The sequence below is a fragment of the Caballeronia sp. LZ001 genome (genome assembly GCF_031450875.1).
In the GTDB taxonomy this organism is placed as follows: domain Bacteria; phylum Pseudomonadota; class Gammaproteobacteria; order Burkholderiales; family Burkholderiaceae; genus Caballeronia.
In genome coordinates this window covers 2,752,008-2,767,109 of the sequence record NZ_JARTVX010000004.1, presented here as the reverse complement: position 1 = coordinate 2,767,109, position 15,102 = coordinate 2,752,008, and the positions used below count along the sequence as shown (strand labels likewise).

The window sequence follows — 15,102 nt, the reverse complement described above, 5'->3', positions numbered from 1 at the left end:
TGTCGAATTGCGCTTGGCGGGTGTATAAGATAAACCTATCGAATCAATGTATTCCATTGGCCTCCAATGACGCTCACTGAACTTAAGTACATCGTCGCGGTTGCGCGCGAGCGGCACTTTGGCCGCGCCGCCGAAGCGTGCTTCGTCAGCCAGCCGACGCTGTCGGTGGCAATCAAGAAGCTCGAAGACGAACTCAACGTGCAGATCTTCGAGCGCGGCACGAGCGAAGTCAGCGTGACGCCCATCGGCGAGCAGATCGTCACGCAGGCGCAGCGCGTGCTCGAGCAGACGCTAGCCATCAAGGAAATCGCCAAACAGGGCAAGGACCCGCTTGTCGGACCGCTGCGCCTAGGCGTCATTTATACGATCGGGCCGTATCTGCTGCCGACGCTCGTCAAGCAGATGATCAAGGCGGTGCCGCAGATGCCGCTAATGCTCCAGGAAAACTACACGCTCAAGCTGATCGAACTGCTGAAGCAGGGTGAGATCGATGTGGCGATCATGGCGCTGCCATTTCCCGAAACGGGCCTCATGGTGCGCGCGCTGTACGACGAGCCGTTCGTCGTTGCCATGCCTTCGGGTCATGCGTGGGAAAACCGCGCGAAGATCGATCCGGACGATTTGAAGCAGGAAACCATGCTGCTGCTCGGCAGCGGCCATTGCTTCCGCGATCACGTTCTCGGCGTGTGTCCGGAGCTGATGCGCTTCTCGCAGAACGCGGACGGCATTCAAAAGACCTTCGAAGGCTCGTCGCTGGAAACCATCCGGCATATGGTGGCAAGCGGCGTCGGCATCACGGTCCTGCCGCGTATGTCGGTGCATGAAGTGAAGCCGCACGCGGCGGGCATCGATTCCGGCCTGCTTAGTTACGTCGCGTTCGATGACCCCGTCCCGGACCGGCGCGTCGTGCTGGCGTGGCGCAAGAGCTTCACGCGCGTGCCTGCCATCGACGCGATCAGTGATGCCATCGCTGCCTGTGATTTGCCTGGCGTGAGAAAGCTGGACATACCGGTGGCGGTGAACTGACTCCGCCGTAAGTTTGACGTGTCATCGCAAAGCCGTGCCTTCATCGAAGTCACGGCTTTTTCATCTTGGTGGCGCCCCCAGCTATCGAATAGATAAATTCAATCAAATTTTTGTTTTCGATAGTTTTCTATAAGATTTCTCCATCGACAGCGCTTGGCCACTCCGGCCAAGCCCACGGAGGAACGTCATGCACCGCCACGCCGCCATCGCCAAATCATGGAACGAACTGCGCCACGTCGCCGTGCGCGTTCTAGCGGACTTCGCCCGCGTCGCCTGAAACTCGGCGAACCGTCGCATCACTCATCTCAAGCCAACGCAAAAACAGGAGTATCACGATGACCAACGAACGCCTCACGACTGCCGCTGGCGCACCCGTCGGCGACAATCAGAATTCGCAAACCGCCGGTCCGCGCGGTCCCGTGACCTTGCAGGATTTTTGGTTGATCGAAAAACTCGCGCATTTCGACCGCGAAGTGATTCCCGAGCGCCGCGTGCATGCAAAGGGTTCGGGCGCCTTCGGTACGTTCCGCGTCACGCACGACATCTCGCGCTATACGAAAGCCAAGATTTTCTCGGAGATCGGCAAGGAAACGCCGATTTTCATGCGCTTCTCGACGGTGGCAGGCGAACGCGGCGCCGCCGATGCCGAACGCGACGTGCGCGGCTTCTCCATCAAGTTCTACACCGAGGAAGGCAACTGGGACGTGGTCGGCAACAACACGCCGGTGTTCTTCATCCGCGATCCGCTGAAATTTCCCGACTTCATCCACACGCAGAAGCGCGACCCATACACGAACACGCGCAGCAATGTCGCCGCTTGGGATTTCTGGTCGCGTCATCCAGAATCGCTGCATCAGGTGACGATTCTCATGAGCGATCGCGGTATTCCGAAGAATTATCGGCAGATGCATGGCTTCGGCTCGCACACGTTCTCGTTCATCAACGCCGATAACGAGCGCTTCTACGTGAAGTTCCACTTCAAGTCGCAGCAGCCGCTCGAAAACTACACGGATGCCGAAGCCGGCGCCGTGATCGCGAACGATCGGGAAAGCGCGCAGCGCGATCTGGTCGACAACATCGATCGTGGCGAGTTTCCGCGCTGGAATTTCCGCATTCAGGTGATGAGCGAGGAGGAAGCGGCGCGCTATCGCATCAATCCGTTCGATGTCACCAAGGTGTGGCCGCACAAGGACCATCCGCTGATCGATGTCGGCGTGATCGAATTGAACCGCAATGCGCAGAACTATTTCGCGGAAGTCGAGCAGGCCGCGTTCACGCCCGCCAACGTGGTGCCGGGCATCGGCTTCTCGCCGGACCGCTTGCTGCAAGGGCGCCTCTTCTCTTATGGCGACACGCAGCGCTATCGGCTCGGCATCAATCATCATCAGATTCCGGTGAATGCGCCGCGCGTGCCGGTGGCGAATGCATTTCATCGCGATGGCGGAATGCGCGTCGACGGCAATCTCGGATCGCGCGTCAATTACGAGCCGAACCGCTTTGGCGAATTCGCGCAGGACGCGAGCGTGAACGAGCCGCCGCTCGCGGCGGGGACGGTGTATCGCTTCGATCACCGTGAGGACGACGACTACTACAGCCAGGCAGGCGCGCTTTTCCGTCTCTTCGACGAAGCGCAGCGCGAGCGGTTCTTCGGCAATATCGCGCGGCATATCTTCGGCGTACCGGATGAGATCGTCGCGCGTCAGATCGAACACTTCCGCCGCGCGGACCCGGCTTATGCGGCAGGCGTGATAGATGCTCTTATCAAGCTCGGACAGAAAGTAACCGTGAAGCAGGATGAGGAAGATACGGCGGCCGCGTGATCGGCCAGGGAGAAACGACCATGAATCAGGCATTCAACACCATCGAGCAGGCCATGAAACATATCGAAGCCACTAGTCGCAAAGTGCGCGTGACGCTTGCGTTTGGCGCCGTCGCGATGGGTTACGGGCTCGTCGTTGCCAGTGCATTGCATGGCGCGGGCGCGGGCGTTTTCGCCTGAGGCAGGACGTCTATCGACACGAAGACAGGCCGCTCTGTCAGCACCACGCGGCGGCCTGTCTTCCACGCATGCAAAGCCGCGCCATATAAAAAAGTGACCTTGTTTCTACGATAAACTAGCGGACGGTCTGTAGCTTCGCGCCTCGCTTGAGCAATAGGCGCACTCAACGTTCGAATCACACTTTCACGGAGTCAATATGGCGAATAAAGACGCTGCACCTCCCGTCAACATCGGCATCAACGACGAGGATCGCAAGAAGATCGCCGACGGGCTGTCCCGTCTGCTGGCCGACACGTACACGCTATACCTGAAGACGCATAATTTTCACTGGAACGTCACGGGGCCGATGTTCAACACGCTCCATCTGATGTTCGAGACGCAATACAACGAACTCGCACTCGCCGTGGATGCCATCGCCGAACGTATTCGCGCGCTGGGCGTGCATGCACCGGGCAGCTACAAAGACTTCGCGCGGCTGTCGACCATTCCGGAAGCGGATGGCGTGCCCTCGGCCGAAGAGATGATTCGCCAGTTAGTGCAAGGTCAGGAAGCGGTGGTGCGCACGGCGCGCGAAATCTTCCCCGCGACGGACGCCGCCAACGACGAGCCGACCGCCGACTTGCTCACGCAGCGCATGCAGACGCATGAGAAGACCGCGTGGATGTTGCGCGCCATGCTGGCCTGACGTCTCGGCTTCAAACGCTTGGAAAGCTTCAAACGCTTCGATGAAAACCCCGTGCGCGGGGTTTTTTTGTGGGCGCAATGCGCGGGCTTGCGCCAGCACGCTGGTCTAAAATAGGCCATCGAACTTTCGCTGCCTTGCCATGCTCGCCCGCCTTCCGCTGTATATGCGCCTCGTGCGCCTGGATAAACCCATCGGCAGCCTGCTGCTGTTGTGGCCGACGCTCAACGCATTGTGGATCGCGTCCAACGGGCATCCTTCGCCAATGCTGCTCGTCATCTTCGTGATCGGCACCATTCTCATGCGCTCGGCGGGCTGCGCCATCAACGACTACGCCGACCGCGATTTCGACCGCTACGTGAAGCGTACGGCCGAGCGTCCGATCACGTCGGGCAAGATCAAGGCATGGGAAGCGGTGGCGCTCGCGGCGGCTTTATCGCTCCTTGCGTTTTTGCTGATACTGCCGCTCAACACACTCACGAAAGAACTGTCGGTGTTCGCGCTGTTCGTCGCGGGCAGCTATCCCTTCACCAAGCGATTCTTCGCCATACCGCAGGCGTATCTCGGCATTGCGTTCGGCTTCGGCATTCCCATGGCGTTTGCCGCCGTGCAGAATCACGTGCCCGCGCTCGCGTGGATCATGCTCGCGGCCAACGTGTTCTGGTCGGTGGCCTACGACACCGAATACGCCATGGTCGATCGCGACGACGACATCAAGATAGGCATCCGTACATCGGCGCTCACTTTCGGGCGATACGACGTGTTCGCCGTCATGCTTTGCTATGCCGTAACGCTCGCCATCTATGTGGGCATAGGCGTGGCGCTTGGCTTTGGCTGGGCGTACTGGCTTGGCTGGCTTGCCGCCGCGGCATGCGCCGTCTATCACTACGCGCTGATTCGCGAGCGCGACCGCATGGGATGTTTCGCTGCGTTCAAACATAACAACTGGCTCGGCGGCATGTTGTTCGTGGGAATTGCGCTGCATTACGCGCTGGCTTGATGCGCCGTTAATCTTGCCGACGCATCTTTATGACAGTTTTCGGGCCATCGACTGATTGCGTCAATCCATCCAGTGGCTAGACTCTTGCGGATTTACTTACACGCTTAAAACCGCATGAGTCACATCGAGCGCCCCATCGCCTTCATTCTGGCCGCGTCAAACCATGGCACGCTGATCGTCAATCGCAACGACTTCAACGCCGTGCAGAACGCCGTATCGAACTACACCTACGGCGTCGGGCATCAGATCCTCAGCAAGTCCAGCTTTGATCCGCAAGAAGTGCAGTTCGTGCTCTCTCTTCTCGCGCTGCGTCGTCGTTATTTCGGTGACGGCGTATTCGCCATAGACGGCGGCGCGAATATCGGCGTGCATTCCGTGGAATGGGCGCGTCACATGAACGGTTGGGGACGCGTGCTGAGTTTCGAGGCGCAGGAGATCATCTACTACGCGCTGGCCGGCAATCTCGCGCTCAACAACTGCCTCAATGCGAGGGCCAGGCTGGCTGCATTGGGTGAGTCCGTGGGCGAGATCGGCATTCCGCAACCGGATTACTTCTCTTCGGCGAGCTTCGGCAGTCTGGAAATCAGGCCGCGCGAGCACACCGAGTTCATCGGCCAGGCTATCTCTTACGATGCCGCCGCAAGCACGACGGTGCCGATGATCAGTATCGACTCCCTGAAGCTCGAACGCGTCGATCTTCTGAAGATCGACGTCGAAGGCATGGAAATGGATGTGTTGAGAGGCGCGCGCGAGACCTTGCTTCGATGCAAGCCTGCGCTTTTGGTCGAATGGATCAAGGGCAGCGAGAACGATATTCGCGACTATCTGAGAGGCGTTGGCTACGAGACGTTCTATTCGGTCGAACCGAATGTGCTTGCCATCGCCAAGGGTGATCCGCTGCATGCTCATTTGAACGAGCGCGATGGCGTGCTCAATATCGGTTTAGCGAGCTCGCGCGGCGGCGGTGAGCGCGAGCGAATCCTTCAATGCGCGGGTGCGAAGCCCGCGCACCTCGAAAGATTTACGTGTTGCCGTGCCGCCAGTTCCTTTTGTGCGCATGCGAGTTGCCAGCGCACCGCGCACGATTCACGTTTTCACAAGCCGCCCAACTCGTCACCCATCTCCTTCGCGCGCGCCTGCGCCGCGAGCGCGCCACGCACGATGGCGTCCTTCACACCTTCAGCCTCGAACGATGCCAGCGCCGCCGCCGTCGTGCCGCCTTTCGATGTCACCCGTTCGCGCAGCACGCTCGCCGCTTCGCCCGATTGCGCGGCAAGCTGTGCCGCGCCGGTGAAGGTCGCCACCGCGAGTTCGCGGCCCTGGGCTTCGTCAAGGCCGAGTGCGCGCGCGGCTTCCTGCATCGCTTCGATGAAGTAGAACACGTAGGCCGGACCGCTACCGGAAACAGCGGTGACGGCATCGAGTTTCGCTTCGTCGTCGAACCAGACGGAGGAGCCCACCGCTTCCAGAACTTGCGATGCCAGCGCCTTCGCGTCATCGCTCACGCCCGGCAGCGCGGCGAGTCCGGTCACGCCCATGCCGATCAGCGCGGGCGTATTCGGCATGGTCCGCACGATCTGCGTATAGCCGTTCAGCCAGCGCGACAGATCCGTCGCGCGAATGCCCGCCGCGATGCTGATGATGGTTTGCTGCGACAGATGCGGCGCGAGCGATTCGGCCACGCTCTTGAGCACTTGCGGCTTCACGGCCAGCAGGATCGCGTCGTAGGCCGCGAGTTTCTCGTCGATGGCCGCGCCCGTCGCAATGCCGAACTGCTTCGCGGTGCGTTCGCGCGCTTCGTCGTTGATATCGACGGCATAGATATCCGCCGGCGCGACGCCGCGCTTGACCAGACCGCCGATGAGCGCAGCAGCCATGTTGCCGCCGCCGATGAATGCAATTTTCATGGTGAAGTAGTCGAGAGTGAAATCAATGCGAATAGTCGCGCGCGCCGAAGATCGCGGTGCCAATGCGCACCATGGTCGCGCCTTCGAGCACGGCGGCTTCGAGGTCGGCGGACATGCCCATGGAAAGCGTGTCGAGATCGAGACCGTCTGCGCGCAGCTTGTTCATGAGTTCGCGAAGGCGCGCGTGCGGCTCGCGTCGCGCGTCGAGTGTGTCGGCGGCTTCGGGAACGGCCATCAGGCCACGCAAGCGCACGGCAGGAAGCGCCGCGACCGCATGCGCGAGCGCGGCGGCTTCTGCCGGTTCCACGCCGCTCTTCGAAGCCTCGCCGCTCACGTTGACCTGCACGCAGACATTGAGCGCGGGCGTGCCTTCGGGCCGTTGCGCGGACAGCCGCTCGGCAATCTTCAGCCGGTCGATGGAATGCACCCAGTCGAACTGCTCGGCGACGAGCTTGGTCTTGTTCGATTGCAGCGGCCCGATGAAGTGCCACTCGATGTCGCTGCGTAAGTCGGCGAGCGTGGCAATCTTCGCGATGCCTTCCTGCACGTAGTTTTCGCCGAACGCGCGCTGGCCGGCAATGAACGCGGCGCGCACGTCTTCGGCGGGAAAGGTCTTGGAGACGGCGAGAAGCTGCACGGACGCGGCGTCGCGCGAGGCGTCCGCCGCGGCCTTCGCGATACGCTGCCGGACTTCTTCGAGATGTTGAGCGATAGACATGCTGGCCGCCTGAAAAGCAATCCAGCCATTATACGAAGCGCTCAACCGTAAAGCAGATGCTCGAGCAACTGAATCCAGTGCGCGACGGGCGTGGACGTGCCGCTTTGCAGATGCGCGATACACCCGACATTCGCCGACACGATCATCTGCGGCTCGGTCTTTTCCAGCCGGTCGAGCTTTTGATTGCGCAGCGTGTATGAAAGCTTTGGCTGCAGCACCGAATACGTGCCCGCCGATCCGCAGCAGAGATGGCTATCCGCGGGCAAACGCACTTCGAGCCCGAGCGCGGTCAGCAGATGCTCGACGCGTCCGCGAATCTGCTGCCCGTGCTGCAAGGTACACGGCGGATGGTAGGCGACCGTATGCACGCTGCGGCGTCTTGCCAGCGCGATGAGTTCTTCCTCGTACATCGGCAGGATTTCGGCGAGGTCGCGCGTAAGCTCGACGATGCGCGCCGCCTTGTCGGCGTAGACCGGATCGTCGCGCAAGAGGTGCGCGTATTCCTTCACCGTCGCGCCGCAACCCGACGCGTTCATCACGATTGCCTCGACGCCGTTCTCCACATACGGCCACCATGCGTCGATGTTGTTGCGCACGTCGTCGAGCGCTTCGTCGTTGTAGCCGAGATGCAGGCGGATCGCGCCGCAGCAGCCCGCATCCGGCGCGGTGACGATCTCGATGCCGAGCGCGTCGAATACGCGTGCGGTCGCCGTGTTGACGTTGGGCATCATGGCCGGTTGCACGCAGCCGGAAAGCATCAGCATCTTGCGCTCGTGTTTGCGCGTGGGCGCGGCGAGCGGCTTCTCCGGGACGGGAATCTTCGCGCGCAGATTGCGTGGCAGGATGCCGCGAAACTGCTGGCCGAGTTTCATCGCCGGCGTGAAGAGCGTGCTGTTCGGCAGAAAGCTCGCCAGCAAGCGCCGCTGCAAACGCTGGCGCATGGGGCGCTCGACTTTCTCTTCGACCACCTTGCGGCCGATCTCCACGAGCCGTCCGTACTGCACGCCCGACGGACACGTGCTCTCGCAATTGCGGCAGGTGAGGCAGCGATCCAGATGCAGTTGCGTGCTGCGCGTGACCGGCGCGCCTTCGAACATCTGCTTCATCAAATAGATGCGCCCGCGCGGTCCGTCGAGTTCGTCGCCGAGAATTTGATAGGTCGGGCAAGTCGCCGTGCAAAAGCCGCAATGGACGCATTTGCGCAGGATGGCGTCGGCTTCGTCGCCATCGGCCGTGCCGCGGATGAAATCGGCGAGATTGGTTTGCATCGAGGCGCCTAGAAATCGGGGTACAGCCGGGCGCGATTGAACACGCGCGCCGGATCGAACGCCGCCTTCAGCCCGCGATGGATTTTCATCAGCGGCGCGGGCAACGGCGTGAACACGCCCGCATTGCGGTCATACGCGGAACCGGCGCGGAAGATGGTCGCGTGGCCGCCGGCTTGCTTCGCGCTGATACGCACGGTCTGCGGGTCGGTGTCCGTGATCCACCAGCGCTGCGCACCGCCCCATTCCATGAGTTGCGCGCCCGGCAGATGCAGCGGCTCCGCAATGGACGGCAACGCGAGCCGCCAAAGCGCCGAGCGCGGCTGAATGACCGCGAAGAACGGATCGGTCTGCTCGCGCATGCCGATCCAGAAACGGTCGGCTTCGACGGCGTCGACCACCTCGCCGCCGAGCGTGTTGCGCGCGGATTTAACAGCATCTTCCGCGCCCGCGAGACGTAGCGCGAGCGTGCCGTCGCGCCACGCGCTGCCGGTGACCGGCAAGGGATGACCGCCCCATTCGTTGAGCTTGCGCACGCCGTCCGTTGCATGCATGTCGAATTTGAGCGTGGCTTCGGCGACGGGGCGAGGCAGCACCTTGATCGACAGTTGCAGCATGAGGCCGAGCGTGCCGAGCGAGCCCGCGAGCAGGCGCGCGACGTCATAGCCCGCCACGTTTTTCACCACTTGGCCGCCGAAGTGCAGCACTTTTCCGTGCCCGTTCATCACCACCGCGCCGAGCACGAAATCGCGCGGCGCGCCGGTCCATGCGCGACGCGGGCCGGCAAGTCCCGCCGCGATGCAGCCGCCGAAGGTCGCGTTGCGGCCAAAGTGCGGCGGCTCGAAGGGCAGCATCTGCCCGTGCTCCCTGAGCGCGGCTTCGATTTCCGCGAGCGGCGTGCCGCTCTTCGCGGTGATCACGAGTTCCGCCGGATCGTATTCGACGATGCCGCGATGCGCGCGCGTGTCGAGAATCTCCCCTTGGAGCGTCTGTCCGTACCAGTCCTTCGTCCCGCCGCCGCGAATGCGCAGCGGCGTGCCGGTCTCGGTGGCGTGTGCAATCCGCTCCGACCAGCCGGCGACGATGTCGTCCTGTTCCATGGGTGTCCCGCTTGATTGATGCTTTTTCTATTCCGTCTCGTCCGGTCGATTGTACCGGGCGCTTAACGCAGCCACAGTCGGACAAACGTGGATAGCGGGATCGCGCACTCGTCAAAAGCGCGGAATCTCCGGGTGCGGCAAAAGCCCGCCGCGAATGTGCATCTTCCCGTATTCGGCGCAGCGCGCGCGCGTGGGAATGCCCTTGTCGGGATTGAGCAGGCCGGGCGGATCGAACGCGCGCTTTACCGCGTGAAAGGCGTCGCGCTCCTCGGGGGAGAACTGCACGCACATCGAATTGATCTTCTCGATGCCCACGCCGTGTTCGCCCGTCACCGTGCCGCCCAGTTCCACGCAGGTTTCGAGGATATCGCTGCCGAACGCCTCCGCGCGATGCCATTCGTCGAGATCGTTGCCATTGAAGAGAATGAGCGGGTGCATGTTGCCGTCGCCCGCATGGAACACGTTGATGCAGCGAAGCGCGTACTTCTGTTCCATCTCTTCGATCCGCTTGAGCAGCGGCCCGATGGAGCGGCGCGGCACCGTGCCGTCCATGCAGTAATAGTCGGGCGACATGCGGCCGGCAGCGGGAAAGGCGTTCTTGCGGCCCGACCAGAACTTGAGCCGCTCGCTTTCCGTGCGCGAAATCTGGATGCGCGACGCGCCGAACTCGCGCAGCACCGCCGTCATGCGGACGATTTCCTCGGCGACTTCGTCGTGCGTGCCATCGGATTCGCACAGCAGGATGGCGGCGGCGTCCAGGTCGTAGCCAGCGTTGACGAATTGCTCGACGGCGCGCGTCGCGGGCTTGTCCATCATTTCAGAGGCCGGCCGGGATGATGCCTGCCGCGATGATCGCCGCGACCGCGTTGCCGCCTTTGACCACGTCGTCGAAGCTCGCCATGATGACTTGCGCTGTCTGCGGCTTCGGGATCAGCTTGACGGTGATCTCGGTGACGATGGCGAACATGCCTTCGCTGCCGATCAGCACGGCGAGCAGATCGAGGCCGGGCGCGTCGGGTCCGAGCGAGCCGAATTCGACGGCATCGCCGTCCATGGTGACGGCGCGCACGCGCAGTACGTTATGCACGGTGAGGCCGTATTTCAGGCAATGCACGCCGCCCGAATTTTCGGAGACATTGCCGCCGATAGTGCACGCGATCTGCGACGATGGATCCGGCGCGTAGTAGAGCCCGTAAGGGGCGGCGGCCTCCGATATGGCGAGATTGCGCACGCCCGGCTGAACCGTCGCGGTGCGCGCGTACGGATCGACTTCGATGATCTTGCGAAAGCGCGCAAGCGACAACACGATGCCATGACGGATCGGCATCGCGCCGCCCGAGAGCCCCGTGCCCGCGCCGCGCGGCACGATCGGCACGTCGAGGCGCGCGCAAATCTGCACGACGCGCTGCACCTGCGCTTCGGTTTCCGGCAATGCGACCGCAAGCGGCAGACGGCGATACGCCGCGAGACCGTCGCACTCGTATGGCGCCGTGTCTTCCTCGCGAAACAGGAGGCAATGCGTGGGCAGCACCGCCATCAGCGCCTGCACGACATCGCGCTGACGCGCCGCGAGTTGTTCCTCGGAGAACCGCGGCGCGTCCGCGTGCGGCAGATTCGGCGAAGTGTCGGTCACGAGTGCGGTCTTGAGCTCGTCGGGTGCGTTCATGTCTCCTCCGGGCGCTCGGCGGCGCTTCGTTCGGTTTGATCGACGCAGATGCTCTTCGTCGACGAATGATTCGGATACCGCGGTCCATCTTGCCCGCTTGCGGCGACAGCGTCCATTGCCGTCGCCGTGTGCGCAAAATGGAGCGCAAACCGCGCGATTACTGCTCGAACGCGAAGATCTTGCCCGGATTCATGAGGTTTTTCGGGTCGAGCGCGTGTTTGATCGAGCGCATCACGGCGATGGCGTCCTCGCCGTGCTCCTCGATCATGAAGCCCATCTTGTGCAAGCCGACGCCGTGTTCGCCCGTGCAGGTGCCGCCGACCATCAGCGCGCGTTCGACGATGCGGTGATTCAGCCGTTCGGCTTCCGCTAGTTCCTCGGGCTTGGCCGGATCGAGCAGCATGGCGACGTGGAAGTTGCCGTCGCCGACATGGCCGACGATTGGGCAGGGAAGCGGCGAATCCACCAGGTCTTTTTCCGTTTCCTCGACGCATTCCGCGAGACGCGAGATCGGCACGCAGACATCCGTGGTGACGGCGCGGCAGCCGGGTTTCAGTTGCAGCATCGCAAAGTAGGCGTTGTGGCGCGCGTTCCAAAGACGACTGCGGTCTTCGGGACGGGTCGCCCATTCGAAACCGGTGCCGGCGTTCTCGGCGGCGATGTCCTGCACCGTTTGTGCTTGCTCCTTGACGCCCGCTTCCGTGCCGTGAAATTCGAAGAACAGCGTCGGCGATTCGGCGAGCGTCAGATTCGAATGACGATTGATTGCGCGCACGGCGAGCGAATCGACGAATTCGACGCGCGCAATGGGCACGCCCATCTGAATGGTTTCGATGACGGCGCGCACCGCATCGCCCATCGACGGGAAAGCGCAGATGGCGGCGGAAATGGCTTCGGGCTGCGGATAAAGCCGCACGGTGATTTCGGTGATGACACCGAGTGTGCCTTCCGAGCCGACGAAAAGACGCGTCAGGTCGTATCCCGCCGACGATTTGCGCGCGCGCGTGCCGGTTTTGATGACTCGGCCATCGGCGGTAACCACCGTGAGGCCGAGCACGTTTTCGCGCATCGTGCCGTAGCGCACGGCGTTGGTGCCGGAAGCGCGCGTTGCCGACATGCCGCCGATGCTCGCGTCCGCGCCGGGATCGATCGGGAAGAAGAGGCCGGTGTCTTTCAGCGCTTCGTTCAGTTGCTTGCGCGAAATGCCGGGTTCGACGGTGACCGTGAGATCTTCGGCGTTGATCGAGATGACGTTTTTCATCTCCGACAAGTCGATGGAAACGCCGCCTTGCACTGCCAGCAGATGCCCTTCGAGCGACGAGCCGTTGCCGTAGGGAATGATCGGCGTGTCGTGTTCGGCGCAAAGTCTGACGATGGCCTGCACGTCATCTGTGCTGCGCGCGAAGACGACGGCGTCGGGCAGTTGCGGGTCGAACGGGGATTCGTCGCGGCCGTGGTGCTCGCGCACCGCCTGGGCGGTGGAAACGCGCTCCGCGAATCTTGAGCGCAGCGCATCGAGCAGGGCGGCGGGGAACGGGCGGCGGAAGGCGGTTCGTGCGGCTTCGGCGGGGTGGTTCACGGTGTCTCCGGGGCAGCTTGGGCGCTGCGATTGTTCGGTCGATTTTCGCGGCGGATTCGTCGCGTGTTGCTTATTCGTGTCACTAAACGCTTCAGGCGACGGATCGAGCACGTTGCGTTTTGCGCGCCGGTGCTTAATCGTCGCGCTCGTTGGGCTGCTGCGCTCGGCGTGGTCGAGTGCTTGCTTCACGACTTCCATCTCATTTTACGCCGATGGAATGGAGGGCGGCAGGCGGGTAAAACCGTGGGACCGCGTGCCTATAATGGGTCGGAGTTTCGGCGCGGTTCAAAGCATGAACGCGCGTTTCGAGCGATGAATCAACGAGCAAGGAGAAAACGATGGGCAACCGTCTGAGCAAGATCGCCACCCGTACCGGCGATGATGGCACCACGGGGCTCGGCGACGGCCGTCGCGTTTCCAAGGACGATGCGCGGATTGCCGCAATCGGCGATGTCGATGAATTGAATTCGACTTTGGGCGTATTGCTATGCGAACCGCTGCCAACGGACGTGCGCGATGCGTTGACGACGATTCAGCACGATCTCTTCGATTTAGGCGGCGAGTTATCGATTCCCGGGCATTCGATGATCGAGGAATCGCATTTGGCGCAGCTCGATGACTGGCTCGCGGAATACAACGGGACGTTGCCGCCGTTGGCTGAATTCATTCTGCCGGGCGGATCGAGAGCGGCGGCAGTGGCGCATGTGGCGCGGACGGTTTGCCGAAGAGCGGAGCGGTCGATCGTGGCGCTGGGGAAAATCGATAAAGCCGGAGTAAATGAAGCGCCGAGGCGGTATGTCAATCGGCTGTCGGACTTGCTTTTTGTCCTGGCGCGGGTTTTGAATCGCGCGGATGGCCAGAACGATATTTTGTGGAAGCATCAGCGCGACGCGGCAACCGATTAACCGTGAACAAATAGACAACGGCCGCTGAGTTAGCGGCCGCTGTCTATATCTTAATTACCACCGCCTCGCGCAATGCGCCGCTGTTTAACCGACGCTGCCAATCCTTCGAGTACAGTCACGCTCTCATCCCAGCCGATGCAAGCATCCGTCACGCTTTGTCCGTAAGTCAGCTCGCATCCCGGCTTGAGGTCTTGCCGGCCGCCAACCAGATGCGATTCAATCATCACGCCGATAATTCGCTCATCGCCGGAAGCGAGTTGCTTGCCAATATCCTCGCAAACCGGAATCTGATTCTCGTGTTTCTTCGAGCTATTCGCGTGACTCGCATCGATCATCAAGCGGGCCGCTAATCCCGCCTTGCCGATATCGCTGCAAGCCGCATCGACACTAGCGGCATCGAAATTCGGCGATTTACCGCCGCGTAAAATGATATGGCAATCCTCGTTGCCGGCGGTGGAAACGATCGCCGAATGTCCGCCCTTCGTGACCGACAGGAAATGATGCGGCTGCGAAGCGGCCTTGATAGCATCGACGGCAATCTTGACGTTTCCATCCGTGCCGTTTTTAAAGCCCACCGGACAAGACAATCCCGATGCAAGCTCACGGTGAACCTGAGATTCGGTAGTCCGCGCCCCAATCGCGCCCCACGAAATCAGGTCCGCAATGTACTGCGGACTAATCATATCCAGATACTCGGTGCCAGCGGCAAACCAAGCTCGTTGATATGCATGAGCAATTCCCGCGCAGCCCGCAATCCATCATTGATCTTGAAGCTGTTATCCATATACGGATCGTTGATCAGCCCTTTCCAGCCCACCGTGGTACGCGGCTTTTCGAAGTACACGCGCATCACGATTTCCAATTCGCCCGCGAAGCGCTTACGCTGCTCGATCAGTCGTCCCGCATATTCCATCGCCGCCTTGGGATCGTGAATGGAGCACGGTCCGACGATCACGATCAAGCGATCATCCATTCCGTGCAGTATGCGATGCATCGACTTGCGCGCGTTGTAAATCAGTTCCGACACGGGTTCGGCGCAAGGGAATTCGCGGATCAGATGCGCGGGAGGCGTCAGTTCTTTCAGCTCACGAATGCGGACATCGTCGGTATTGTGCGGGGGCATTTCTTTTCTCCTGCGTCTCTTTCAATCAAAACCAACGTGTGAAGGGCGAAAAAAAACCGCCAGACTCGCTGGCGGTTTTTCGGGAATTTGGTTTTGCGTACTTACCGTACTTGCAACGACCCCTCTCCATCC

Annotated in this window: 12 protein-coding genes and 3 pseudogenes; 7 read left to right on the top strand and 8 right to left on the bottom strand. The window is 61.6% G+C overall.

The window, feature by feature from the left end; all coding sequences use genetic code 11:
- The first annotated feature begins 66 nt into the window (after positions 1 to 66).
- The 6 genes and pseudogenes from P9292_RS23800 to P9292_RS23775 form a co-directional block, all read left to right on the top strand.
- The gene (locus P9292_RS23800) at positions 67 to 1,026 is read left to right on the top strand and encodes a hydrogen peroxide-inducible genes activator (protein ID WP_244827021.1); all 960 of its coding nucleotides are present in this window, start codon (positions 67 to 69) and stop codon (positions 1,024 to 1,026) included.
- A gap of 335 nt (positions 1,027 to 1,361) precedes the next feature.
- Entirely contained in the window at positions 1,362 to 2,846 is a 1,485-nt protein-coding gene (locus P9292_RS23795; RefSeq protein WP_250463071.1) for a catalase, read from the top strand.
- Between the two features lie 20 nt (positions 2,847 to 2,866).
- Entirely contained in the window at positions 2,867 to 3,025 is a 159-nt protein-coding gene (locus P9292_RS23790) for a hypothetical protein (protein WP_244827023.1), read from the top strand.
- A gap of 196 nt (positions 3,026 to 3,221) precedes the next feature.
- Positions 3,222 to 3,710: a Dps family protein gene (locus tag P9292_RS23785; RefSeq protein ID WP_244827024.1), complete on the top strand. Its 489-nt coding sequence runs from the start codon at positions 3,222 to 3,224 to the stop codon at positions 3,708 to 3,710.
- Positions 3,711 to 3,849: 139 nt separating this feature from the next.
- Positions 3,850 to 4,707, top strand: coding sequence for a 4-hydroxybenzoate octaprenyltransferase (ubiA, locus tag P9292_RS23780; protein ID WP_244827025.1), 858 nt, complete (start codon positions 3,850 to 3,852; stop codon positions 4,705 to 4,707).
- A gap of 114 nt (positions 4,708 to 4,821) precedes the next feature.
- Positions 4,822 to 5,493, top strand: a pseudogene (locus tag P9292_RS23775) (FkbM family methyltransferase); the annotation flags it as partial.
- A 308-nt stretch (positions 5,494 to 5,801) separates the two neighbouring features.
- On the opposite strand, the gene proC reads toward P9292_RS23775, so the two are convergent.
- From proC to P9292_RS23740, 7 genes and pseudogenes are all read right to left on the bottom strand, one after another.
- Positions 5,802 to 6,614 (bottom strand): pyrroline-5-carboxylate reductase, encoded by an 813-nt coding sequence (proC, locus tag P9292_RS23770; RefSeq protein WP_309961535.1) that lies wholly within the window; start codon positions 6,612 to 6,614, stop codon positions 5,802 to 5,804.
- Between the two features lie 22 nt (positions 6,615 to 6,636).
- Positions 6,637 to 7,332 carry a YggS family pyridoxal phosphate-dependent enzyme gene (locus tag P9292_RS23765; RefSeq protein ID WP_309961533.1) on the bottom strand — a complete coding sequence of 232 codons (696 nt, stop codon included), beginning with the start codon at positions 7,330 to 7,332 and terminating at the stop codon, positions 6,637 to 6,639.
- 41 nt (positions 7,333 to 7,373) lie between these two features.
- Positions 7,374 to 8,600 (bottom strand): glycolate oxidase subunit GlcF, encoded by a 1,227-nt coding sequence (gene glcF, locus P9292_RS23760; RefSeq protein ID WP_244827029.1) that lies wholly within the window; start codon positions 8,598 to 8,600, stop codon positions 7,374 to 7,376.
- An 8-nt stretch (positions 8,601 to 8,608) separates the two neighbouring features.
- Positions 8,609 to 9,697 (bottom strand): glycolate oxidase subunit GlcE, encoded by a 1,089-nt coding sequence (gene glcE, locus P9292_RS23755; RefSeq protein ID WP_309961531.1) that lies wholly within the window; start codon positions 9,695 to 9,697, stop codon positions 8,609 to 8,611.
- A 111-nt stretch (positions 9,698 to 9,808) separates the two neighbouring features.
- Positions 9,809 to 10,519 (bottom strand): annotated as a pseudogene (locus P9292_RS23750) (FAD-linked oxidase C-terminal domain-containing protein); the annotation flags it as partial.
- Positions 10,515 to 11,234: an FAD-binding protein gene (locus P9292_RS23745; RefSeq protein ID WP_309964156.1), complete on the bottom strand. Its 720-nt coding sequence runs from the start codon at positions 11,232 to 11,234 to the stop codon at positions 10,515 to 10,517. The pseudogene P9292_RS23750 and the gene P9292_RS23745, both read right to left, overlap by 5 nt.
- 286 nt (positions 11,235 to 11,520) lie before the next feature.
- Positions 11,521 to 12,942 (bottom strand): FAD-binding oxidoreductase, encoded by a 1,422-nt coding sequence (locus P9292_RS23740; protein ID WP_250491797.1) that lies wholly within the window; start codon positions 12,940 to 12,942, stop codon positions 11,521 to 11,523.
- A 338-nt stretch (positions 12,943 to 13,280) separates the two neighbouring features.
- Between P9292_RS23740 and P9292_RS23735 the strand changes: the two genes are divergently transcribed.
- A complete protein-coding gene (locus P9292_RS23735) occupies positions 13,281 to 13,847 on the top strand; it encodes a cob(I)yrinic acid a,c-diamide adenosyltransferase (protein ID WP_309961529.1) in 567 nt (188 codons plus the stop codon).
- A gap of 50 nt (positions 13,848 to 13,897) precedes the next feature.
- Here the strand turns inward: P9292_RS23735 and aroG are convergent.
- Positions 13,898 to 14,970: pseudogene (gene aroG, locus P9292_RS23730) on the bottom strand (3-deoxy-7-phosphoheptulonate synthase AroG).
- Between the last annotated feature and the right edge of the window lie 132 nt (positions 14,971 to 15,102).

Excerpts from the sequence above, each read along its gene's own strand:
- P9292_RS23800 (WP_244827021.1), top strand. The coding sequence starts at position 67 with ATGACGCTCACTGAACTTAAGTACATCGTCGCGGTTGCGCGCGAGCGG.
- ubiA (WP_244827025.1), top strand. The coding sequence starts at position 3,850 with ATGCTCGCCCGCCTTCCGCTGTATATGCGCCTCGTGCGCCTGGATAAA.
- glcF (WP_244827029.1), bottom strand. The coding sequence starts at position 8,600 with ATGCAAACCAATCTCGCCGATTTCATCCGCGGCACGGCCGATGGCGAC.
- proC (WP_309961535.1), bottom strand. The coding sequence starts at position 6,614 with ATGAAAATTGCATTCATCGGCGGCGGCAACATGGCTGCTGCGCTCATC.
- P9292_RS23795 (WP_250463071.1), top strand. The coding sequence starts at position 1,362 with ATGACCAACGAACGCCTCACGACTGCCGCTGGCGCACCCGTCGGCGAC.
- P9292_RS23735 (WP_309961529.1), top strand. The coding sequence starts at position 13,281 with ATGGGCAACCGTCTGAGCAAGATCGCCACCCGTACCGGCGATGATGGC.
- P9292_RS23765 (WP_309961533.1), bottom strand. The coding sequence starts at position 7,332 with ATGTCTATCGCTCAACATCTCGAAGAAGTCCGGCAGCGTATCGCGAAG.
- P9292_RS23745 (WP_309964156.1), bottom strand. The coding sequence starts at position 11,234 with ATGGCGGTGCTGCCCACGCATTGCCTCCTGTTTCGCGAGGAAGACACG.
- P9292_RS23785 (WP_244827024.1), top strand. The coding sequence starts at position 3,222 with ATGGCGAATAAAGACGCTGCACCTCCCGTCAACATCGGCATCAACGAC.
- P9292_RS23790 (WP_244827023.1), top strand. The coding sequence starts at position 2,867 with ATGAATCAGGCATTCAACACCATCGAGCAGGCCATGAAACATATCGAA.
- glcE (WP_309961531.1), bottom strand. The coding sequence starts at position 9,697 with ATGGAACAGGACGACATCGTCGCCGGCTGGTCGGAGCGGATTGCACAC.